Below are 22752 nucleotides of genomic sequence, written 5' to 3'. Positions count from 1 at the left end.
CCAATGAAAAACCCGGAGGCGATATGCTCGCTTCCGGGTCCACCGATTCAGCTGTTCGATTGGCTTTCGCGTTCCTCCAATTCGGTCAGCCCATCCAGAATGGTTTGATAAGCCGGAATGATGCTGCCCAAATCCCTGCGGAAGATGTCCTTGTCCAGGTGGGTGACATGGCCGTTATTATTGTTGTCAATCGCCCAGAGCCGACAGGTGTCGGGGGTGATCTCGTCGCCGAGAAGGATGATGCCCGATCCGGTCTTGCCCATTTCGATCTTGAAATCCACCAGCTCCACGTTGATGGCGCGGAAGATGCCGGTCAGAGCCCCGTTGATCTCCCGGGTCTTGGCGGCGATGATGTCCAGATCCTGCTCGGTGGCCAGTCCCAGGGCCAGAATGTCATCCCGGTTGATAAACGGATCATCCAGGGGGTCGGACTTGTAGAAGAATTCCAGCACCGGCTGCTTCAGGGCGGTGCCCTCCGCAACCCCATACCGTTGGGCGAAGGAGCCTGCAGCCCGGTTGCGCATGACGATCTCCAGGGGGAACATGTCCAGCCGACGGTTGAGCTGTTCGGTATCCGAGATGCTGCGTACGAAGTGGCTGGGGATGCCCCGGCGGGCCAGCAGGGAGAATATCACCGTGGTGATCCTGTTGTTCAGTCTGGCCTTGCCTTCGATATTGGCCTTCTTGGCCCCGTTCCCCGCGGTGGCCTGGTCTGTGTACTCGACCCAGAGTATGTCCGGGTCATCCGTCTCGTACAGTTTCTTGGCCTTGCCTTGATAGCGCATTCCCAACTTTTCCATTGTTCGCCTTCCTCGAGTTTGTTGCGAATTGGAAACTTCTGCACTGCTTGGGACACGACCACCATAGCAAGCCCGGGTTACATCCCCGCGCCCACTCGTGGTTTCAGATCGTTGACCACGGCTTCGGCACGCCCGATGGCGGTCTGCAGGTCAGGACCCAGGGCCAGGGCCACGCCCATGCGACGCTGGCCATGCACTTCGGGCTTGGAGAAGATGCGCAGATCAGTGCCTGGGTGGTCCAAGGCCTGCGGCAAACCTTGGAAGCTGACCGGTCCCTGGCCCCTGACCAGGATGGGTCGGCTGACCGCGCATGTGCCTTCCGGCAGATTCGGGGCCAGATCCTCCTGGTGGACGGGAATGCCCAGGATGGCCCGGGCGTGAAGGTCGAACTCACTGAGCCGTTGGGAGATCATGGTCACCATGCCGGTGTCATGCGGGCGGGGAGCCACCTCGTTGAAGAGCAGCGAGCCATCGCGCAGGACGAAGATCTCCACACCGTAGATTCCCCAACCGGTCTCGCCACTCTGACGGGCCAGGGAGGTCATGGCACCGACCAGCCGGGTGGCCATACTCCGGGCCTGCTGCAGGATGTCTGGGTTCAGATCCGCCGGTTGCCAGGAGAGGCGATAGTCCCCATCCTCCTGCCGTTGGCCGATGGGCGTGCAGGTGGCAACACCGGCAGAGGAAGCCACAGTCAGCACGGTCAGCTCATTGGCCAGGGGGGCCAGAGCTTCCACAATGACCTCGGCCTTGCCCTGGTGCCTGGTGGCCGCCCGGCCCTGGGTCAGTGCCGAGTTCCAGGCTTGCGACAAGCCCTCCTTGCTCCGCACCAGGGTCTGTCCGTGGCCGGAGGAGCTCATCAGGGGTTTGACCATGCAGGGGTAGCCCACCTGATCCGCCGCGCTGGCCAGCTCTTCGGGTGAGTCGGCGAATCGGTAGGGGGTAGTGGGCAGGCCCACCTGCTCGTGGGCGAAGACGCGCAGGGCCCTGCGGTCCATGCACATGGCCGCCAAGGGTGCGGCAGGCACCACCTGAATGCCCCGGGCTGCGGCACCGACCAGGCGGTCTGTGGCGATGGCCTCCACCTCAGGCACAATCAAATCAGGCTGGACCTTGTCGATCAGGTCCTCAAGAGCCTGGGGGTCACTCATCTTCACCTGGTAGCCGGCATGGGCCACCTGGGTGGCCGGTGCGCCAGGGTAGGAGTCCGCCGCACCTACCCATGCACCCAGCCGCATCAGGCTGATGGCAATCTCGCGGCCGAGTTCGCCGGCTCCCAGGAGAAGGACTCGTGTAGGTCTTGGCCCCAGAGGAGAGCCGAACGGTCGCTCCCCGGGATTGATGGTGTTGATAATCCGCTGCTGACCGGATGCGCTCATACCCACATTCTGCCACCGACCCGTAGACCAAGCAGGCCAAGTATCGATACATGCCTATAAACGACATCTATAGAGGCCTTCTTGTCCACTGGCCGCCGGGACGATTACCATGTCATGCAGTCGACCAGGGAAGGCGGGAACGTGAGCGAGCGGACACCGGCGGTGCGGATGGAGCACCTGACCAAGACCTATCACAGCGACGACGACGAAGACAAGACGGCACTGGCCGACATCGATCTGACCGTCGAGACTGGGGATATTTTTGGCATCATCGGACTGAGCGGGGCGGGCAAGTCCACACTGGTCCGCTGCATCAACGGACTGGAGGATTACGACTCGGGCAGCGTCAAGGTCCGCGGCCGCGAGGTCAAGGATCTGTCACCGGCTGAGTTGAGGGACTTGAGGCGTCGTACCGGCATGATCTTCCAGCACTTCAACCTCATGCCCTCCAGGACGGTGGCCGACAATGTAGGTCTTCCTCTGCGGGGGAGCGGCCGCGACCGTGCATCTCGACGGGCCCGGGTGTCCGAGCTTCTGGAACTCGTTGGACTGACCGAGCTGGCCGATCACTATCCCGCTGAGCTCTCCGGCGGCCAGCAGCAGCGCGTGGCCATCGCCCGGGCCCTGGCCAACGAGCCGGATATCCTGCTCAGCGATGAGGCCACCAGCGCACTGGATCCGACCACCACGCGCTCCATTCTTCAGCTGCTGCGTGACCTGCACGACCAGCTGGGCATCACCGTGGTCATGATCACCCATGAGATGTCGGTCATCCGACAGATCTGCAACCGGGTGGCGGTCATCGACCAGGGTGTCATCGTGGAGCAGGGCAGGGTCTTCGACGTCTTTGCGGATCCCAAGGCCCAGCTGACCAAATCCTTCGTGGCCACCACCTCCAACCTGGATAAGGTCAAGGATCTGATGGTCGCCGATTCGCCCCTGGTGGCCCTGGAGCCCGGGCAGATCCTCATGCGCATGTCCTATGTCTCCAAGGAGGTCTCCGAGGCCCTGGTCTCCACCATCAGCCGTCGCTACAACCTGGACGTCAACATCATCTTCGGCGACATCGATGTGGTGGAGGGGGCGCCCCTGGGTGGACTGGTGGTCAGGATGGGCGGCGACGCTGAAAATATCCGCCAGGCCATGGAATACCTGCGCTCGCGCAACATCGGAATCGAGGTTCTCAAGTCATGACGTCCCTGCTTACCACCTGGTTCCCCAACGTCATGAGCCGGCTGCCGGAGTTCTTCAGCAGCATGGTTCAGACCCTGGTCATGGTCGGCGTATCCGGGGTGATCTCCTTCCTGCTGGCTCTGGTCATCGGGGTGGGGCTGATTATCAGCCGACGCGACGGCATCCGTCGCAACGGCCTGGTCTTCACCATCCTGGACAAGTTGATCGACCTCTTCCGCTCCATCCCCTTCATCATTCTGGCGGCGGCCCTGGTGCCGGTGACCAGGTTGCTCATGGGCACGGCCATCGGGCCCAAGGGGGCAATCTTCCCGCTGGTCGTGGGCATTACCCCCTTCTTCTCCCGACAGATCGAATCGGCCCTTGCCGGTCTGGACCCTGGGTACGTCGAGGCGGCGGAGTCCATGGGTATGACCACCTGGCAGATCATCTGGCATGTCTCCCTGCGTGAGGGCATCCCCTCCATCATCCGGGTGACCACCATCACCATCGTCAGCCTGGTGGGCGAGACCGCCACCGTGGGCATAGTGGGCGGCGGCGGGCTGGGTGACTTCGCCATCCGTCTGGGCTACCAGCGGTCCATGAATGACGTGACCATCGCCACCATCATTGTGCTGGTCATCTTCATCGCCCTGATCGAACTGTTCGGCCGGCTTCTGGCCGAGGTCGTCGAACACTGAACAACCCGGGAAAGGTCAGATTATCGTGGTCGGTCGTAGTCACGTCGGCAAAAAGAACAGAGCCAAGATCCAGCTGGCGGCGCTCAGCCTGGTCATCGTCCTCCTGCTGGCGCTGGTGGTTGGCACCGATGTCCGTCTGAACCAGGTGGGTGCCGATGTCAAGGTCGTCAAGGTCGGGGTCATCGGCAGCTCGGACGATCAGATCTGGAAGGCCGTCCAGGCGGAGCTGGATCGGCGGGGCGAACGCATCAGGATCGAGCTCAAGCCCTTCCAGGATGCCATCTACGTCAACCAGGCCACGTCCAACCGCGAGGTGGACTTCAACGCCGCACAGCATTACGCATACTTGGGGGACGACGTGAAGACCAACCACTACCAGCTGGCCGTGCTTGGTAATACCTACATCTCGCCCATGAACCTCTATTCGCAGCGCTATGCCAAGCCCTCACAGTTCCAGGACGGCGACCGGGTGGCCATCCCCAACAACGCCACCAACATGGGCCGGGCCCTGAAGGTCCTTGCCGATGCCAAGCTGATCGGGCTGCGCGACCCCAAGGCCACCAACCCGTTGCCCGAGGATGTGGTGGACAATCCCAAGCATCTGCGCATCGAGCAGGTGGATCCGGCCGGCATCCTCAACCTGCTGCCCGACTATGCGGGAGGGGTCACCAATGCCAACTTCGTGGTCGATGCGGGTCGCAGCGTGCACGATGCCATCCACGAGGTGCCCTACGACCTGCAGAACCCGGCCAACAAGCCCTATATCAACATCATCGTCACCACCAAGGATCAGCGGGACAACCCCACCTACGCCGCAGTCGTGCGCGCCTATCATTCCAAGCCCGTGGCCGACACCATCGTTCGTGTCTACAAGGGCGCCTGTCTGCCGGCCTTCAAGGTTTCCTGATGCGATAGTTCAACAAATGAAGGAGGACGGATATGAGCACCAGAAGAACCAGGGCCAAGCGAGAGCTGGCGGCTGTCTCGGTCGTCATCCTGGTGGTCGCCGTCCTGATGGGTCTGGCCTATATTAAGGTCAACCAGCCCGAGCGCGGCCAGCGGGAGATCAGCATCGGCCTGGTGGGCGATGCCGATGAGGAGATCTGGAAGGCCGTTCAGCATGAACTGGACCAGCGCCGGGCCGGCATAAAAATCAAGCTCCGATCCTTCCAATACGGGCGTTACGCCAATCAGGCGCTGTCCAACGGGGAAATCGATCTGAACGCCTTCCAGCACTATGCCTTTTTGGAGCAGGAGTCCAAACAGCACGGGTACCGGTTCGCAGCGATCGGAGACACCTACATCTCACCCCTCAACCTGTACTCCAAGAAGTATCGCAGCGTTGACCAGATAGGCTATGGCGAGCGGCTGGCCATTCCCAGCGATCCCATCGACCTGGGCCGGTCCCTGAAGGTGCTTGCCAGCGCCGGACTGATCGGGTTGCGCGACCCTAAGGCCACCACGCCGGTTCCCGAGGACATCGTCGACAATCCGCGCGGGCTGGTTCTGGACCAGGTCGATCCACCGGGAATCGTCAAGGTCCTGCCCGACTATGCGGCCGGCATCACCAACACCAATTTCATCCTGGATGCCGGCATGAAGATCCAGGATGCCATCTACCAGGTGCCCGGCGATCTCAAATCGCCAGCCAATCACCCCTATGTCAACATCATCGTGGCCAGGCAGGCCGACAAAAACGACCCCGCATACAAGGCTCTGGTCTCCGCCTACCACAGCCGATATGTGGCTGACGCCATCAACCGCTACTACCGTGGGGCAGCCGTCCCGGCCTTCTCCTACTAATATTGGGTGCAATTAGTGGGTGCAATCGGGTCGTCGCCCTGTCCTGGTCCGGCCCGAAGCTGCTGATGATGGACAGCGGAGGGAGCGCTGATGAGGGATCATGATCGCCTGACGCTGGCCCTGGTTCTGGACTCCTTCGGCAACAGGGGTAATGGGACCTCCAACTCCGCCATCCAATACGCCCAGGGTCTGGAAGCGTTGGGACACCGGGTCCGTCTGGTGGGGGTGGGTTCGACCGACTATCCGGCGCGGGTGCATCGAATTCCTCTGGTCTCACGTGTGGCGGCCAGGCAGCAGATGAGCTTCGCTCGTGCCGATCAGGAACTCTTCCGACGAGCCTTTGCCGGTGTGGACTTGGTCCATATCTACGAACCCTTCGCCTTCGGCCGTGCCGCCCTAGCGCAGGCCAGGTCCATGGGCATACCGGTGACCGCCGGGTTTCACATTCAGCCTGAAAACATCACCTATTCCGCAGGCCCATTGCGCTGGTTGCCCGGGGTGGATGCGGCCATCTACCGCCTCTTTCGGTTCTGGCTCTACGACCATGTTGGGCACATCCACGTTCCCACCCAGCTGACGGCCGACCTGCTGCGCTCGCATGGGTACAGGGCCCGTCTGCATGTCATATCCAACGGGTACCAGCCCAGATTCAACCCCGGTGACCGATATGAGCGGGACCGAAACGAGCGGCTGCAATCCGGACGACTGATCCAGGTCGTGGCCTCTGGCAGGCTGGCCCGGGAAAAGGACCATCTGACTCTGATCCGTGCCCTGGCCTTGTGCAGGAACAAATACAGAATCCGTTTGACCATAGCAGGCACAGGGCCCATGGAGCGCCGACTGAGGGCGGAAGTCACCAGGCAGCTGGACGGCATGCCAGTCTCGATTGGATTCCATCAGAATGCGACCATGCCCGACCTGCTCAGGCGGGCCGATCTTCTTATTCACCCCTCAATCGCGGATTTGGAATCGGTCAGCGTTCTGGAGGGGATGGCCTGCGGCGCAGTCCCGATCATCGCCCGATCCGAGCTGAGTGCCGCCGGCCATTTCGCCCTGACACAGCACTCGCTCTTCCCGGTCGGCAAGGCTCGGTTCCTGGCTGAGCAAATCGACTGGTGGGTAGACCATCCTGATGCCCTTGCAGTCTGGTCCAGTCGCTATGCCGAACATACCAAGGAACATTACTCACTGGATGCCTCCGTCAAGGCCTTTGCCCATATGGCCGTGCAGGCCGTCAGCGATCAGGAGCCGGGCCGGGTATAGGCCTGACCTGGCTTAGATCTCCTGCTTGGATATGATCAGCGCCGATCCGAAGATGGCCACCAGGACCACGCCTGCGGATACTCCGGCATAGATCCAGGCCTGATCAGCCTTCAGAGTGTTAAGGATGATCTGTTCGCCGAACCCGACGAAGTCGAGGTATTTCAGCCATTGCCATTTCGCAGTGAACTCCATGAGACCGATCAGTATGGGCCATATCACGATCACCACCGCTGGAATGACCAGGGATTTGGTAATGATCAAGAGGACGATGCCTAGGCTGATGATGACGGAGATGCAGAAGCTGACCAATAGGGTCATGACGGCCACATCCTTGCATAGGATGCCCCAGCCTACACCAGGCTTCCTTCCTAGGGCCAGTCCGGTCAGCAGAATAGCGACGAAGTAGCACAGGGTCAAAAGGATGATGTCAGTCAGGATGGTCACATACTTGCCCAGGATGAACTGTATGCGCGAGATGCCCGATGTCAGCGTGTTCTTCAGAGTGTGCTGGCTGTATTCCGCACCAATGACAATGACGAAGACCGCGATGTAAAAGTAGATTAGAGACGAGGCGGAGGCGACACCTGTTTGCAGGCCTGTCCTAATGGTCCAGCTTTGCCCTTCGATTTCCGACAGTTTATGAGCGTATTCTTCGCCTCCGGTGGTGATTCCTATGGTCGTCTTGCTCCATGTGGTCACTATGCCGAGTGCCACAGTGGCAATCAGCAGAATCAGCATGCCGATGGATCGCCGCTGCCTGTAAAAGTCCGCTCTGATCTGGTTAATCATTGTTGTCTCCTAAGCTCTTGAGGGTCCTTGTTCAGCAGATCCGCGAAATATTCCTCCAGCGATCCCTTCTGCTGGCCGATCTGATTGACCAAGATGCCTTCCTGAACCAGAAGACTGTTGATGGGTCCCGGTTCCAGATTCCCTTGCTTGATCAGAATCTGATGGTCGTCAAGGACTTGGAAGGGGCCGATTCCCTTGCGATCCAGGAGCATAGCGGCCTTGGAGCTCTGGTCCACGTCGATCAACAGTCCATTCTGATTGATCCGATCCAGTTCATCCTTGTCTACCTCCTTGATCAGGCGACCGTGGCTGATGAATCCGAACCGGGAGGAGACCAGGTAGAGTTCGCTCAGAATGTGACTGGAGATGAGAATGGTCGTCTGGCGCTCCTTGTTGAGCTTGTCCAGGAGTGTTCTGAATTCCATGATTCCTGCCGGGTCCAGGCCGTTGATGGGCTCGTCCAGAATCAGGAAATCAGGCCGGGTGAGGATGGCCATGGCCAACCCCAGGCGCTGACGCTGGCCCAGAGAGAGGTGACCGGCCCGAGTCTCGGCCTTTTCGCTCAGGCCGACGAAGTCGATGGTCTGATCGATGACCTTGTCGTCGGCCAGCCCGTGCTGGATGGCTGTCAGCTTCATATTCTGGCTGACGGTCAGTTTTTTGAAGGCGGCTGGTGCCTCAATGACCGAGCCTATTCTGCTCAGTATCCGGCTGTCCTTGCCAATTGTGTGCCCCATCAGCCTTATGGTTCCCTTCTGTATGGGGGACAGTCCGGTGATCAGACGCATCAGGGTGGTTTTGCCAGCGCCGTTCTCGCCGATCAGCCCGTAGATCTCGCCCTTGTTTATGGAGAGGCTGAGATCGTCCAGTGCCTGGAAGCGGCCGAACCGTTTGCTGACATGGTTAATATCCAGAATGGTATCGTCCATGGAATTCCTTTCCCTGTGTCGCTGCCTTAAAATCTAAAGTGCCTTTCTTAAGTGCTTGGCTAAGAAATCATTAAGAATTTCATAAATCCGATTGGGCGAGATCGGCATCGTTAGGCGGCTTCAGTAACATGAGAGTGACCTGCGAAAGGAAGAAAGTATGCCGACGATTCTGGTCGTGGAGGATCAGGAGGACATCCAGTCCTTGCTCAAGGATGTGTTGGGAGGGACCTACCGAATCATCCAAGCGACGACTGGCGCCCAGGCCTTGGCCCGCTTCCAGCAGGAGGAACCCGACCTGATTCTTCTGGATCTGATGCTCCCCGTAGTCACCGGGGACAGCGTTCTCAAGTCCATTCGGCATATGTCGTCAGTGCCAGTCATCATCCTCACGGCCGTCCAGGACAAGACCAGGACCGTCAGCCTCCTGGAGCAGGGCGCCAATGATTATGTGACCAAGCCTTTCGACATTGACGAGCTCCGCGCTCGTGTCCAGGTCCAGCTGCGCCAATCCGGGGCACTGAAAGCCGATGCGGATGCAGCAGGTGAATCCGACGCCAAGATTTGTTTTCAGGGGATCGAGCTGGACCGGATGGAGCACACGGTCAGCGTTGATGGGCACAGGGTCGAACTGGCACGCAAGGAATTCGCCATCCTTGAGCTTCTGATGGACCATCCACATCGGGTCTTCGAGAAGGAGGATCTCTATCGGCAGGTTTGGAACCAGCCATACATCAATGCCGAGAATACTCTCAATGTGCACCTGAGCACCTTGCGGACCAGCCTGAACAGATACGCCGGCAGTCAGCGCTACATCGTGTCGGTCTGGGTCATCGGCGTTCGCCTGGTCTGAATTCGGATGGAAGAAAGAACGATGAATAAATAAGGGTCGTCGGAGGTGAATCCGTGAAGGTGGCCGCACTTGTTTTGGGTCTTGTCGCCCTCGCCCTGGCGATTGGCCTGATAATGCTGATTACCGACCTCAAACGGATCAGTGATGATCTGGACTTCATCAACCATGCCGACACTAATGCCTTGGTAACCACTGGGTCCAATATCGGGCTCATTCGCACTCTGGCGGATAGGATCAACGCCGTTCTGAACAAGACCAGACGGCTGCAGATCACCCAGGCTGAGCAGAACAAGCAAGTCCGGCAGATGCTGACCAACCTAACCCATGACATCAAGACCCCGCTGACCGTGGCCAGGGGATACGCCCAGCTGCTCAAGGAGGGATCGGCTGATCAGGAGCAATTGGGTAAGATCCTCAACAACCTGCAGTCGGTGGATCACTATCTGCATTACCTGATGGATTTCAATCTGATACAGGAGAAGAGCGTGAGCCTGGATCTGACCAGGGTGAACCTATCGGCATTGGTTCAGCAGGAGCTCTTCAATGCCTTCGATTCTCTGACCGCGCGGTCCGTCACGGTGGAGCCCAGAATTCAAACTGGTGTGGAAATTACGACGGATCAGATCATGATGAGTCGAATAATTCAGAACCTGATTGGCAACTGGCTCAAGTATGCGGAGGAATCAGCCTGGGTGGACCTGCACAAGAGTGAAGATGGACGAATTCATTTGGACTTCGGCAACAAAACTACGGGCGAAGCAGTCGATGTGGACAGGCTCATGGAACGGTTCCAGACCGATGACCAATCACGGACCAAGATCAGAAGCACAGGCCTGGGTCTCAGTATTGTCGATTTCCTGGTGGATTCGCTGGGCGGCTCCATGCGGCTGGAATCCGCCAACGGTATTTTCTTGGTCCACTTGCTGCTGAGTGATGCTCCCCAATCGAGTGAAGGATAAATACTGTGGGTTCAAGATCCCTTGGTGAGATGCTGTGGCCTGTCACGGCCTTCATGACAAGGCCGTGACAGGCCACAGTGTATGTAGACGAAGAATGGTATCAGCTCATCGATCTGATTGTGCTCAAATCCGATTGTGCTTAACCCCAATCGATAGATGAGCTGCTTCTCCGTCTAGGATCAAGGGAAAATCAAGCCTTGGTGTGGGGGACTATGACGGCCCTGGCTGAGAGCTTGTTGTCGACCAGCTTGCGGTAGGCATCCAGAGCATTGTCCAGCGAGTAGGTTTCAATCTCGGTCTGGATCTGGCCGTGGCGATACATGTTGGCCACATCGTAGAGCTCAGGAATGGAGCCCCAGTACACGCCCAGCAGCTCCTGCTCCCAGGGCTTGGAATACCAGTCGTATTCCGCCTTGCCGCCGGCGATGCCGACCACGGTCACCCGGGATCCCGGGCCGCCCGAGGCCTGTGCGGCAGCAATGGTCGGGGCCACACCCACGAAATCGAAGGCGGCATCCACGCCCTCGCCATGGGTGATCTTCCTGATGTTCTCCACCTGGTGCTCGTCGCTCATAACGGGAATGGCACCCTTGGCCTCAGCCTTAGCCAGAGCCTCCGGCTTGGTGTCAGTGGCGATCACGGTGGCGCCGGTCAGTGCGTGCAGAATCTGAATGGCGATCTGGCCCAGCCCGCCCAGGCCAATGACCAGAGCGTACTTTCCGCCGCCGTTCAGGTGGGGCATGGCAGCCCGGATGGCGTGGTAGGGAGTCAGAGCCGCATCAGCCAGGGGTGCTGCGCCGATTGGATCCGCATCGCCCAGCGGCACCAGATTGCGGGCAGGGACAGTCATGTATTCGGCCATGCCGCCGTCGCGACCCAGTCCCAGGGCCAGTGATTTATTGGTGGCAGCGCTGGAGCAGTAGTTTTCCTGGCCGGCCACGCAGTGAGGGCAGTGGCCGCATCCGGTGGGTCCGTAGACGATGTAGGCATCGCCCTTCTTGAAGCCCGTGACGTCGGGCCCTACCTCTTCGACCCAGCCGGTGGTCTCATGTCCCAGAATGAACGGCGGCTTGGTGTGGCTGCCCGTTTCAGGGGTGTAGTCCTGGAAGACCGAGACGTCAGAATGGCAGCAACCCGCCCCGGCCACCTTGAGCAGCACCTCGCCGCTCCCGGGAGTCGGCTCCGGCACTTCCTTGAGGGTGGGGAAGGTATTGAATTGTTCGAAAACAACGGCTTTCATAAGTTTCCTTTCATCGTTGAAGCATTTCTGCCCTTATGTTCAGGGCGGGGTATCTGCATCAGCATCGGTGCAATAAAAATCTTAACGAAAGATAAGTATGTACTCACCTTGAAAGGGTGTGATATGTCCGACAATGTGGGATTGGCAGTGTTCACGGGGCGGGTGAAATGTTCATATACATAAATGCCCCTCCCCTAAGGATGACCGGCAGGGGAGGGGTGGCAGGATGACTTTGGTCTTGTCTTGGTTAAGCGCGAGCGACTTTTACAGCAGACTTATTAGAGCCTGGGTGTCCTCGACTGTTGTTGCCCATGAGGTGGCCAGCCGTATAACTGTGTGGGTGGCATCGCTGCGTTCCCAGAAGTCGAAGGCGACCTGCTTGGATAGCTCTTCCATGCGCTCATTGTCCAGGCGGACGAAGGTCTGATTGGTGGGGGAGTCCATGACAATCTGATACCCCTTCTCATGCAGAGCCTTCTTGACCATCGCCGCCGTCTGGATGGCGTTGCGGCTGATTCGCGAGTAGAGGCCGTCGGTAAAGAGGGCGTCGAACTGCACTCCCAGGAGTCTTCCCTTGGCCAGAAGGGCACCTCTTCTTTTGATCATGGTGCTGAAATGCTCGGGAGCGTTCCCCTTGGGGAAGACCACCGCTTCTCCACAGAGTGCGCCGACCTTGGTCCCGCCGATGTAGAAGACGTCGCAGAGACGGGCTATGTCCGTCAGATCGACGTCGGTTCCGGGGGCCACCAGCCCGTACCCAAGCCTGGCCCCGTCCAGGTAGAGCGGAATCTTGTGTTCCCGACAGATCTGCGAGAGGTCTTCCAGCTCCTGGCGGGTGTAGAGGGTTCCATACTCGGTGGGATGGGAGATGTAGACCATGCCTGGGAAGACCATCTGCTCATGGTTTTCGTCGGCGTAGAAGCCTTCCAGGAAAGCCTTAAGGTCCTCGGCGCGAATCTTGCCCTGTTCGCCGGGGATGGTCAGGACCTTATGACCAACGGCTTCAATGGCGCCGGCCTCGTGGACGTTGACATGGCCCGTGTCCGCGGCGACCACTCCCTGGTAGGACTTCAGCAGGCAGGAGGTGACGACCTGGTTGGTCTGGGTCCCACCTGCTAGGAAATAGACCTGCGCTTGCGGGCAGCCACAGGCTTGGGTGATCTTCCGAGCGGCGGAGGAGCAGTACCGATCCTTGCCATAGCCGGGAAGGTGCTCCATGTTGGTGTCGATCAGCCGCTGCAGGACTTCGGGGTGGGAGCCCTCGGAATAGTCGTTGACGAATGACAGCATGTGGGTCCTTCCTGTTCGATGATGATTGGCTCCGGACCAGCAAAGCCGATCCGGAGCCATGGCTCTGACTACAGCATATGCTCAGGCGATGAGCTCCTTGACGGATGCAATGATCGCTTGCAGGCTGACTTTGGCGTCGTTGAAGAGCATCTGCGTGTTCGGGTTGAAGTAGAGCTCGTTTTCGATGCCGGCATACCCCTTGCCCCTGCCTCGTTTGAGGACGACAACATGCTGGGCCTTGTCAACGTCCAGGATGGGCATGCCGGAGACTGCGGTCCCCGGTCGGCGGGCTGCCGGGTTGGTCACGTCATTGGCGCCGACCACTAGGGCAACATTGGCTGATGGGAACTGGGGATTGATGTCGTCTAGGTCGATCAATTCCTCATAGGGAACGTTGGCCTCGGCCAAGAGGACATTCATATGTCCCGGCATGCGACCGGCCACCGGATGGATGGCATAGGAGACCTCCACGCCACGCCCCTTGAGCAGTTCGCCCAGGTCGGCCAGTTCGCGCTGGGCCTGGGCTTGTGCCAGACCAAAGCCGGGGACGAAGATGACCCTGTCGGCATAGACCAGCTGGACAGCCACATCGTCTGGGGTCGTCTCCTTCATGGTCCCTTGAGCGCTTGCGTCCTGAGATGCGCTGGTCGAGGAGCCGCCGAACCCTCCGGCCAGGACGCTCAGAAGCGGCCGGTTCATGGCCTCGGCCATCAGGACGGATAGGGTGGCACCTGCTGCGCCGACCAAAGCACCCGCCACGATTAGAGCGACGTTGTTGATAGCCAGACCGTTCATTGCTACAGCTGTGCCGGTGCAGGCATTCAATACGGAGATGACCACGGGCATGTCGGCGCCGCCGATGGGGATGACGAAGACCAGTCCGTAGCCCAGGGCGAATATGGCCGTGAGAATGGCCCATAGGGTCCGATTGCCAGGATTCAGGCAGAGCATGACCAGGCTGAGGACCGTCAGCAGGGCGAAGAGCACATTCCAGACAGCCTTGGCCGGCAGTTTCAGATTTTTGATCAGGCTGATGCCCTGGAGCTTGCCGGCAGCTATCAGGGAGCCGGTGAAGGTGATGGAACCGATGACCACGCCCAGGCCGGCGGTGATCAACACCACCAGAGTCGGGGTGGCCTCGGAAGTCAATATGTCGTTCAGGGCGACCAGGGCCGCAGCGCCGCCGCCGACCGTGTTGAAGACGGAAACCAGCTGAGGCATGTCCGTCATTTTGACCTTTCTGGCCGAGTAGACCCCTGCTGCGGACCCGATCAGGACGCCGAGCACGAGCAGAATGATGGCCAGGGAGGAGGTGAAACCGGCGACGAACAGATGGATGAAGGCCATGGCTACGGCGATGACCATGCCTGCCGCAGAAATCCTATTGCCGGTACGGGCCGTCTTGGGGGAGTTCATGTAGTGCAGGCCCATGACGAACATGACTGAGGAAAGGAGATAGAGGAACCAGGTGATGATATCGAGGGTATTCACTTGTCGGCTCCCTGGTCCTGAGCGTTTTCGGTCGTGACGGCCGAAGCCTGGTCGTCCTGGCTGGCCTTATCTTTACCCTTGCCTGGTTTGGAGGACTTGAACATCTCCAGCATCCTGTCGGTCACCACGTAGCCGCCCACGACATTCATGGCGCCAAGGACGGCAGCCAGGAATATGAGTACGTAGGAAAGCGGGGAGTGGGCCTCCGCCGCGATGATGATTACCCCGACGATCACAATGCCGTGAATGGAGTTGGCGCCCGACATGAGCGGTGTGTGAAGCGTGGCCGGAACCTTGCCAATCACCTCCACGCCGATCAGCAGGGCCAGAATGAAGAGCGTAATTGCTATGACCAAAGAATTCATTGCTCCCGACCTTTCTCTTCGGTCTCTTTGGCATCTGGAGCATTCGTGTTTCCAAGTGTGCCGGAATCGGCTGCATCTGATACAACCAGTGCTTGATCGATCTCGTCGTCCGCTTTGATGCTGAGCGCGCCATCACGAAGGAAATGCACCAGCACGTCCGCCACATTTCTCGACAGCAGGTTGGAGGCCGTCTTGGCTACTCCGCTGGCTAGGTAAGGGGCCCCGATCATGGTGACTCCGTTATCGGTAGTTCTGGTTCCCACCTGTGACCCTTCGACGTTGCCGCCCAGGTCGCTGGCGGCGCAGTCCACAATCACAGCTCCGGGATGCAGGTTGGCCACACCCTTGGCGCTCAGGAGGCGGGGAGGCTTTCCGCCTGGAACCTTGGCTGTGGTGATGACCACATCGAAGCCAACCGCTTTCGCATCCACCGCAGCCTGCTGCTGGGCCTGTTCCTGATTGGTCAACTGGCGCGCATAGCCTCCCTGGCCCTGTCCCTTGGAGAAGTCCAGTCCCAGGTCGAGGAACTTGGCTCCCAAGGATTCCACCTCCTGTCTGGAAGCGGGTCTGACGTCATAGGCGGTGACCACGGCTCCCAGACGTTTTGCGGTCCCGATGGCCTGCAAGCCTGCGATGCCAGCGCCCAGAACCAGGACCTTGGCCGGTCGGATGGTTCCAGCTGCAGTGGTCATCATGGGGAAGAAGGATCCATAGGCATCGGCAGCCACAAGTGCCGCCTTGTATCCCATGACCGAGTTCTGCGAGGTCATCTCATCCATGGACTGGGCCGAGCTGAGCTGTCGGGGGAGTCGCTCCATGGCGATTCCGGTAAGCCCTGACGCCTCTAGGGACTTGATGTAATCCTTGTCGCTCAATGACCCCAGCATGCCGATGATCCATGTGCCGGCTGGAATCCGCTTCAGCAAGGAGCTATCCGGTCTGCCGACGAAACCCAGGACTGTCGACTTCGATAGGACAGCATCCCTATCGGTGACTGTGGCTCCCTTCTGCTGGTAGTCCTCATCCAGGAAGCCGGCTCGAGCCCCGGCTCCGGACTCCAATAGGCAGGTCATGCCTTGTCTGGTCAGCCGGGTCACGATATCGGGCGTCAGGGCCACGCGGGACTCCTCATCGTCTGTCTCTTTGAGGACCCCGAAGGTTACGCGGGATTTTTCTGGTCCACTCATGTCTTTCCTTTTTCGAACACAACTGTGTGTGAGCAATTGCACCAATGATTCTAGTGGCTGATCAGTGCTGATGAGAGGTTAGTGCAGTCTGAATGTGATTGCGTCGATAAGTATCGGTCGTGAAGAGGCCAACCTCAAGGTATCTTGCGAAAGTGGATGGGAAATGGAAAGAGCAAAAGAAGCGTTCGCGTAGTTGCACGCGCGCAATCTATGTAATGTCTGTAATGTCTGAGGAGTTGCAATGCTCGAGCAAAGGGATTCACGGTTTTGATGCCGAATCTTTCGGGAGCCGGCCGGCATAGCGTATGGCATTGCAGCCCGTGTCAAGTTGGCATTTTCCAGCTATGTACTGCTATGACAGGAGGGTTGATCGAAAGGTGCCGCGCGTCTTCAAGAAGGATGAGCGGCACCCTGAGACCGAAAACCCCGGCGAACACAAGACTTTCGCAAACACAAGATCTTGGCGAACAGAACGATTCGGCGAGCCGACTTATTCGTCTGCTGCGGCGGTTTCACACCACTGTCAAGTCCGCCTTTCTGGACTTGTCCATCGTTTCAGATTCATATGCGCTGTAGTGCCTTATTCCCTCCCGCCGTGCTTATCGTTCGCCGTGGGATCCTTGGGCTTGGACTGCAGGGGGTTGTGATGGTAGATAAGGACGAAGGCAGCCAGGGTCTCGATCATGCTAGCGATGATCCAGGTGATGACGATGGAGTTCTGATGTTTGCCGACTGTTCCCATGCGGGTGAAGATGAACACATCCATGACGAAGGTCTGTAGCACCAGAAGGACCGTCGCCACAACTACCGTCCTGGTATGCCTGTCCGCATCCGTTCCTTCTCCCTCCGGTTTGCCAGGAGACTTGAAGCTGGCATAGGAGAGGAGCCAGATGCCGATTCCAAAGAGGATGGCGGCAAGAGGCAGGGAGAAGAAGATTGGCATGGTGCTCAGGCTGAGGCCCAGAGCTGCAACCAGGACTGCCGAAGCCAGACCCAGATAGAAGGAATCATGGTTTTTAGCCTTTGCTGGTTTGGGTACACTGGCAACTCTCGGTTGAGATGGTTTGTCGACAGGCGCGGGTGCATCCTTTGCAGCAGGCTTATTGGGTTGGTTCGGTTTTTCGTCAGGGGAGGGACCATGCTCCTTCACGGTGTGGCCGGCCTGCGCATGGTCGGCTCTTAGAGCTTGTTCCTGCTTATGTTGTGCTTCAGGCCTGCCACTGTCAGCGTCCTTGCTGGATGAATCCCTGCCTTCCTTCTCGCCTGTTTGTTCAGGCTCTGGGTTCGGCTTGGGGGCATTCTCTGCTCTGCTCTCTTTTCCGCGGTTTGCATTCTCCACTGGCCTCGGCATGCGGTTCTTGTCGTTCATTGTCGCTTGCTGGGAACTTTCCCGGGTGTTGTTGCTCTGTGAGGAGTTGCCCTCATGCCTCGTCTGCTGGTTGTCGGGCACTCGCGGTTCTTCATGCCTGCCTTGGTTCTTGTTTGCATGTTCGTTTCGATTGTTGCTCATCTGACCCTCCAAGCTTGTTTTTCCCCGTAACTTCTGGCAGGTCATCTGGCGGCCTGCTCATTTTCAGGAAGCAACCTCCGTTGAGGCCAGTGTATGTGCTAATTTCTCGTAAAAGTGGGATTGACCAGCACCAGGTCGGCATCATTTCGATACTGATCTTTTATGAGTGAAGTGCTGTTAGCTCAACGAGAGGAGGGGTCTGCGGAAACGCTGGATTCGCTGCTGTATATCCAATTACGAGAGTGTCTAAGCACGGTATATATCGCGATTATTGTATGGATTTTCGCCTCTGGTCAATACTGTATTTTCCGATTTCATCGTCTCGTCCCGAAGGATGCTTTCTCTGTTCACTCTTGGACAAAAGACGTATCTCGTGCTGCTATGTTTCTGTCCAATCAGATGAATCCATATTTAGACTTGTTGAAGGCTTCTAGGGCAGCAAGGAAGTCATTGGCCCTTGTAAGAACTTAGCCCGTGTTATAAGTTGAAAAAGCGAAAAGCCTAAGCCCTTGCCTGTAGGAATGGTGGCAATCTGTGCTGAGAAGCTATTGATGAAAAAATCGAAAACTTCTTGGATGCGTAGGACCCTCTACTAATTGCCAGTTATTTCTCTGTTTGAAGATCTTTGATTTTTGTGCTGAGTGGAACAACTTTTCGCGATTATAAGCCTTTGCTCCAGGACTGCATGTGAGATAGCTTGCATCAGTTGCTCAGAAGAGCAAAATGAGCATAGTGGACTCTAATTCGCATGTTAATCGTCAGTACTTTTTATTTATGACATACAAGAGTGGTTTAGAAAGTCCTCCTGGATATATGAAAACCCATGCTTATCAGTCGGGAGTGGGAGTTTAAGGTGGGGCGGCTAACGCAGCCCGGACGCGCGACCTCCTGAACCACGATTGGGGGCATTCAGCCCGATCGAATGGATGCATGCCTGGCTTTGGAAGATACGATGACTGGCATCACTTCCGCGGCCGCCTTTGGTGCACCACCCTGGCTTTCACCGGTTCCAACCCCAATGACACATCATTCGGCCCCGTTCGCCTTGTGCGATTGCTACCGAGGCGTGATCCCCCCCCCTCAAATAAAACATTGGGCGAGTACATCCAACTTCGCCGCTCTCAGCAGTAGTTTTATCGCCGTGTGTTGGCAGCATAGACGAGTGCTACATATTGCTTTGTAATAGATAAGTCAACGAGTAGAGCTCACTATTGGTATAGACCAATATTGAGCTCTGTTTTCTTTGTAGTATACGCTTTGAGTATTGATTTGTATAAGGAATATTGCTCTATCGGTGCAAATATTGTTATACCACCAAGTGAGCGGTAGAAACTATGATGTCCCTGCTGCGAGTAACAAAGCAGCGCGAAACCGTCATTGAGGAGTAACTATGTCGGGAAAAGCTTATCGACCATTCGTTTTTTCTACTGTGGCCCTTATATCTGTTGCTTTCTGTCTGCTGGTTGCGATTTCTCCCGTCAGGGCTCAAGGCATGTCCAGCGAGCAATCGACAGGATATCCCAAGCCAGAGGCAGTTGGCTTTCATCATGCGGCGCTGATATATGCTGATGACCAGTTGGACGAGCGAGCGGTTCTGCCTCTATTTAATCGGGTTGATAACACAGGTAAGCCTATTCCCGGAGCGTCCATGTTCGATGCAGCAGTTTTATTGCGTTTTACGATCAATGGGAAACAAACTGATTACGGTGCAACAACATTGTCGGATTGGCAGACACTTATCGACCAGTGGTTTAGCACAGGTGGCCCCATTGATACCGTTGAAAAAGCTGCCGAGCAAGCAGACTTAGCTGCACAGGATGATGGAGCTCCACAGCAATCTCAACGCTCGATCATAGTTATGATGCCGTGGATGAATCCCAGCGTCGGCTCTTTCGGCAAAGTAAACGGCTCTGACCGCAGTTTGTCGAGTGCCCAGGATCGGCAGGCTGTGGCCCAGTGGTTTGCCAATACAGTGAGCCAACGATTTAGCCAAAAGCACTATGCACATCTTGCTCTGTGGGGCTTATACAGGATGCGTGAAGACGTTCCTCCTTACGAGCAACACATAATTGCTGGCGATGCGCAAGGAGTCCATAACAGCGGTCTTAAATATTTGTTTATCCCCTATTACAAAGGATTGGGCTGGCAATCTTGGAAAGAGTATGGTTTTGACGTTGCTATCATGCAGCCCTCCTATGCTTTCCGCTCACCGCTGGATGGTGGTGAAGTCAACGCATCGAGGTTGCAGGAAACGGCTGTAGCTGCTCAAAAATACGGTTTAGGGATCGAACTTGAATTCCGTGGGTGCTCCCGGTTAACAACTGAACAGGTTATGGCTATGCAGTATCTGGCAAACGGCTCTACGTACGGTTACCAGGATGGAGTGTCTGCTGCTTTTTTGGGAGAGGGCTTTGGCTCTTGTGGTATCACGACCAGCAGCAATCCATCGCAGCGCTCAGTCTACGATGCATTGGCTGACTACGTCTCTGGCAAGCACATCTCTTCTCCAGATGTAGATATCAAAGCTGTGGAATCGAAACAATCAGTCGGGCAGAGCGACAATCAACGAATGTACGTTGCGCGCGAAGTGGATCTGAGAAAGTTCAATAGCATACGCATCGACTTTGCTGAACACCAGCAGTATTGGCAGGGCGAGGTGCAACTCCAAGTTCAGACTGCCAACGGTGGATGGAAGCAGCTGGCTTGGGCCACAAGGCCAGGTGGTGACAGCTTGGCAGACGACATTCAGGGTGTGGTTGTGAGTTTTGATAATACCCGAGTCGACTCCGATAGGCAGACGATCAGGCTAATACTGACTACGGCCCAGCGCTCCCCGGTGAGTAAGCCTCCGATAGTGAGAATAGTAGGCGATCGTTCGCTCGATCCTGTGACTGAGAACGGGCTAGCCAACGCGTATACGGTGGTGGAGTCAGGTAAGCCCAGGCCTGCATCGTATCCTGATAAGACTTCTCATATGCTTCACGATGGCAAAATATCGACTGCAGGCTGGTCTTCTGGGCGAAATGTGGGCTGGAACTCTAATCCAGGCAAATCAGTAATCAATATCGATTTAGGCAGTGTACGCCGGGTAGGAGCCGTAAAAGTCTATGCACAGGGTGGAAGTGATGCCGCTGTCAATTGGCCACTGAATCCTGTAGCCACTTTTTCAAATACTCCTACGCTGATGAGTAGCGGTACGGGGACGTCTCCATTACTGGCGAGCTGGCCTTTTTCGACTCCACATGTCATCGCAAAGCATGCGCCAGTAGGAGGAGAATCGTTGCCGACAGTACCTGGCATCTCTTGTCTAACAGCTACTGAGATTACATGTACAAATCAAGATGGATACATCGAAGCAACTGGCACTCCAGTCGGGGCACGTTATATCAATATCGGGTTCTCTACGAATTCTTGGGCTATGCTCTCTGAACTGCAAGTTGTTGATAGCGTTGGCAATCCCATCAATTTCAGCTACCGATTAGCACGAGCTCCAGGTGATTTAGACAATTATTCGGACGATGGGCTGCGTCTTACGGACGGAAGATACACTGGTGACTTTGCTTGGAGAGAGATCTCGGGTTGGCCAGCAAACGAAGCGGTTACGCTACGATTTGATGCCGCTAAACCGATAGATGTTAATACCATTTCTGTCTATACTCTCAATGCCGGTTCCTACGGGATTGTGGCACCCACTACGTTCGCGGCTCAGGTAAAAACCGCGGGCCAGTGGGTGGACGTGCAGGGGCGCCGAGAACAAACGTCATTCGGGTCTGGTGGAGTTCGTCTTGACATTGCCGATTTGCGCTACCAACAAGTTACTGCTGTGCGGATTCTTTTACCAGGTGACGGGGCTAGCTGGGCTTGGACGATGATCTCTGAAGTCAAGGTGGCATAAGTGTCTCATCCCTGTAAAGCTCAATCCCTTTATAACTGCGTTATAAGCGTCAAACTTCGCATAGCTGTTGGGCGTTTTTATTGGCTGTTGGCGGTGTGGTGCCGTTCTAGGAAAGAGGGGCGAAGAGATGCAGGTAACTGCCGAGGGGCTGTTTCTGGGCAAGAGCGGTTTGTATGGTTCTAATCGGCCTACGGATGACCAAACGTTCAGTGATGACGAGGACCGGCGTGATTGGGAAGATACGCGGCCCAAATATATGAAGATACGCGATGCTATTTATCGCAAATATATTGCGGGCCGTCCTTCAAACTCGGTGATTCCGCCTGAACGCAAGTTGGCCGAAGAGTTCAAGGCTAGTCGCGTTACGATTCGCAAGGCCATAGGAAAACTCGAAGCAGACACCGTTGTATACAAGGTGCAGGGCGGCGGTACATACACCGTCGAGCCAGGAATTGTAAAGTCGCTAAAGCTTACTTCGTTTTCTGAAGATATTCGAGCGAGAGGCATGGTTCCATCTTCTCGGGTGCTTTTGCATGAGCGGGCGCAAGCAGATCGGAAAGCTTCTTGGCGTCTCAAAGTCTCGCCTGGGGCTGATGTCTATATCTTACGACGCTTGCGCTTGGCTGATGGCGAGCCTATGTGCCTGGAAGAGGTGACCGTCCCACTTGAGTATGTACCGGGTATTGAGAAGCAGGATATCACTGGTTCCTTTTATGATGTGTTGCAACACGAATATGGTTTGCTGCCGGTATGGGCAGATCAGGTGGTTTCTCCTGTGGCGCTTGAGCCAGATGACGTTAAGCTGTTGCAGGTAGCGCCCTATTCACCGGCTTTGAAAATCGTCCGCGTTACCTTTGATGTCAAAGGAAGACGCATCGAGACGAGCACATCTCTCTATAGGGGAGATAAATACATGCTTCATTATGCGGTCAAGCGAGATTGAAGCAATCCTGTAGCGCAATCATTGGAAACGAATAATTGGTGAATACCAATATTGCATTCCGTAGACGGCCGCCCTAGCATAAAAACTGCTAGTTACGGAAAGTCAGATAGTTGGAAGCGTGGTGCTTGCTCTGTGTATCGCAGGGTTGTTGTTTCTATACTTTCAGGCCGTCTGACCGGTCTTTCATA

At 56.8% G+C, this 22752-nt stretch carries 19 protein-coding genes; 9 read left to right on the top strand and 10 right to left on the bottom strand.

The window, feature by feature from the left end:
• Positions 1-47: 47 nt before the first annotated feature.
• Together purC and purT are read right to left on the bottom strand one after the other, a co-directional pair.
• Positions 48-800 (bottom strand): phosphoribosylaminoimidazolesuccinocarboxamide synthase, encoded by a 753-nt coding sequence (gene purC / locus H3S97_RS00870; RefSeq protein ID WP_198177451.1) that lies wholly within the window; start codon positions 798-800, stop codon positions 48-50.
• A gap of 77 nt (positions 801-877) precedes the next feature.
• The gene (gene purT / locus H3S97_RS00865; RefSeq protein WP_198219364.1) at positions 878-2179 is read right to left on the bottom strand and encodes a formate-dependent phosphoribosylglycinamide formyltransferase; all 1302 of its coding nucleotides are present in this window, start codon (positions 2177-2179) and stop codon (positions 878-880) included.
• Positions 2180-2320: 141 nt separating this feature from the next.
• Here purT and H3S97_RS00860 point away from each other — a divergent pair, with 141 nt between their 5' ends.
• From H3S97_RS00860 to H3S97_RS00840, 5 genes are all read left to right on the top strand, one after another.
• Positions 2321-3373 (top strand): methionine ABC transporter ATP-binding protein, encoded by a 1053-nt coding sequence (locus tag H3S97_RS00860; protein WP_198219363.1) that lies wholly within the window; start codon positions 2321-2323, stop codon positions 3371-3373.
• Positions 3370-4050: a methionine ABC transporter permease gene (locus tag H3S97_RS00855; RefSeq protein WP_198219362.1), complete on the top strand. Its 681-nt coding sequence runs from the start codon at positions 3370-3372 to the stop codon at positions 4048-4050. Before H3S97_RS00860 ends, H3S97_RS00855 begins: the two co-directional genes overlap by 4 nt.
• 25 nt (positions 4051-4075) lie before the next feature.
• Positions 4076-4957, top strand: a complete 882-nt coding sequence (locus H3S97_RS00850) for a MetQ/NlpA family ABC transporter substrate-binding protein (protein ID WP_198187340.1) — start codon at positions 4076-4078, stop codon at positions 4955-4957.
• Between the two features lie 32 nt (positions 4958-4989).
• Positions 4990-5853 carry a MetQ/NlpA family ABC transporter substrate-binding protein gene (locus H3S97_RS00845; protein WP_198219361.1) on the top strand — a complete coding sequence of 288 codons (864 nt, stop codon included), beginning with the start codon at positions 4990-4992 and terminating at the stop codon, positions 5851-5853.
• Positions 5854-5943: 90 nt separating this feature from the next.
• On the top strand, positions 5944-7116 hold the full coding sequence (locus H3S97_RS00840) for a glycosyltransferase (RefSeq protein WP_198219360.1): 1173 nt from the start codon (positions 5944-5946) through the stop codon (positions 7114-7116).
• A 12-nt stretch (positions 7117-7128) separates the two neighbouring features.
• On the opposite strand, the gene H3S97_RS00835 is transcribed toward H3S97_RS00840, so the two are convergent.
• A complete protein-coding gene (locus H3S97_RS00835) occupies positions 7129-7905 on the bottom strand; it encodes an ABC transporter permease (RefSeq protein WP_198219359.1) in 777 nt (258 codons plus the stop codon).
• On the bottom strand, positions 7902-8834 hold the full coding sequence (locus H3S97_RS00830; RefSeq protein ID WP_198182681.1) for an ABC transporter ATP-binding protein: 933 nt from the start codon (positions 8832-8834) through the stop codon (positions 7902-7904). Before H3S97_RS00830 ends, H3S97_RS00835 begins: the two co-directional genes overlap by 4 nt.
• Before the next feature lie 157 nt (positions 8835-8991).
• On the opposite strand from H3S97_RS00830, the gene H3S97_RS00825 reads away from it, so the two are divergent.
• Together H3S97_RS00825 and H3S97_RS00820 are read left to right on the top strand one after the other, a co-directional pair.
• Positions 8992-9684, top strand: coding sequence for a response regulator transcription factor (locus H3S97_RS00825; RefSeq protein ID WP_198219358.1), 693 nt, complete (start codon positions 8992-8994; stop codon positions 9682-9684).
• Between the two features lie 53 nt (positions 9685-9737).
• A complete protein-coding gene (locus tag H3S97_RS00820) occupies positions 9738-10643 on the top strand; it encodes a sensor histidine kinase (protein ID WP_198219357.1) in 906 nt (301 codons plus the stop codon).
• Positions 10644-10833: 190 nt separating this feature from the next.
• On the opposite strand, the gene H3S97_RS00815 is transcribed toward H3S97_RS00820, so the two are convergent.
• The 6 genes from H3S97_RS00815 to H3S97_RS00790 form a co-directional block, all read right to left on the bottom strand.
• The gene (locus H3S97_RS00815) at positions 10834-11883 is read right to left on the bottom strand and encodes an NAD(P)-dependent alcohol dehydrogenase (protein WP_198219356.1); all 1050 of its coding nucleotides are present in this window, start codon (positions 11881-11883) and stop codon (positions 10834-10836) included.
• A gap of 264 nt (positions 11884-12147) precedes the next feature.
• Positions 12148-13173, bottom strand: a complete 1026-nt coding sequence (locus H3S97_RS00810; RefSeq protein WP_198219355.1) for a threonine aldolase family protein — start codon at positions 13171-13173, stop codon at positions 12148-12150.
• 81 nt (positions 13174-13254) lie between these two features.
• The gene (locus H3S97_RS00805) at positions 13255-14664 is read right to left on the bottom strand and encodes an NAD(P)(+) transhydrogenase (Re/Si-specific) subunit beta (RefSeq protein ID WP_198219354.1); all 1410 of its coding nucleotides are present in this window, start codon (positions 14662-14664) and stop codon (positions 13255-13257) included.
• On the bottom strand, positions 14661-15029 hold the full coding sequence (locus H3S97_RS00800; RefSeq protein ID WP_198182673.1) for an NAD(P) transhydrogenase subunit alpha: 369 nt from the start codon (positions 15027-15029) through the stop codon (positions 14661-14663). The genes H3S97_RS00805 and H3S97_RS00800 overlap by 4 nt, the downstream gene beginning before the upstream one ends.
• Positions 15026-16216, bottom strand: a complete 1191-nt coding sequence (locus H3S97_RS00795; protein ID WP_198219353.1) for an NAD(P) transhydrogenase subunit alpha — start codon at positions 16214-16216, stop codon at positions 15026-15028. The genes H3S97_RS00800 and H3S97_RS00795 overlap by 4 nt, the downstream gene beginning before the upstream one ends.
• Before the next feature lie 580 nt (positions 16217-16796).
• Positions 16797-17726: a hypothetical protein gene (locus H3S97_RS00790; RefSeq protein ID WP_198219352.1), complete on the bottom strand. Its 930-nt coding sequence runs from the start codon at positions 17724-17726 to the stop codon at positions 16797-16799.
• 1390 nt (positions 17727-19116) lie between these two features.
• On the opposite strand from H3S97_RS00790, the gene H3S97_RS00785 reads away from it, so the two are divergent.
• Together H3S97_RS00785 and H3S97_RS00780 are read left to right on the top strand one after the other, a co-directional pair.
• Entirely contained in the window at positions 19117-21621 is a 2505-nt protein-coding gene (locus H3S97_RS00785) for a DUF4855 domain-containing protein (protein ID WP_198219351.1), read from the top strand.
• Between the two features lie 127 nt (positions 21622-21748).
• Entirely contained in the window at positions 21749-22564 is an 816-nt protein-coding gene (locus H3S97_RS00780; protein ID WP_198219350.1) for a GntR family transcriptional regulator, read from the top strand.
• The last annotated feature ends 188 nt before the right edge of the window (positions 22565-22752 follow it).

This window comes from Bifidobacterium choladohabitans, from assembly GCF_016102005.1.
GTDB lineage: Bacteria > Actinomycetota > Actinomycetes > Actinomycetales > Bifidobacteriaceae > Bombiscardovia > Bombiscardovia choladohabitans.
The sequence above is the reverse complement of the archived record's forward strand: the minus strand, read 5'-3'. Positions and strand labels throughout refer to the sequence as shown.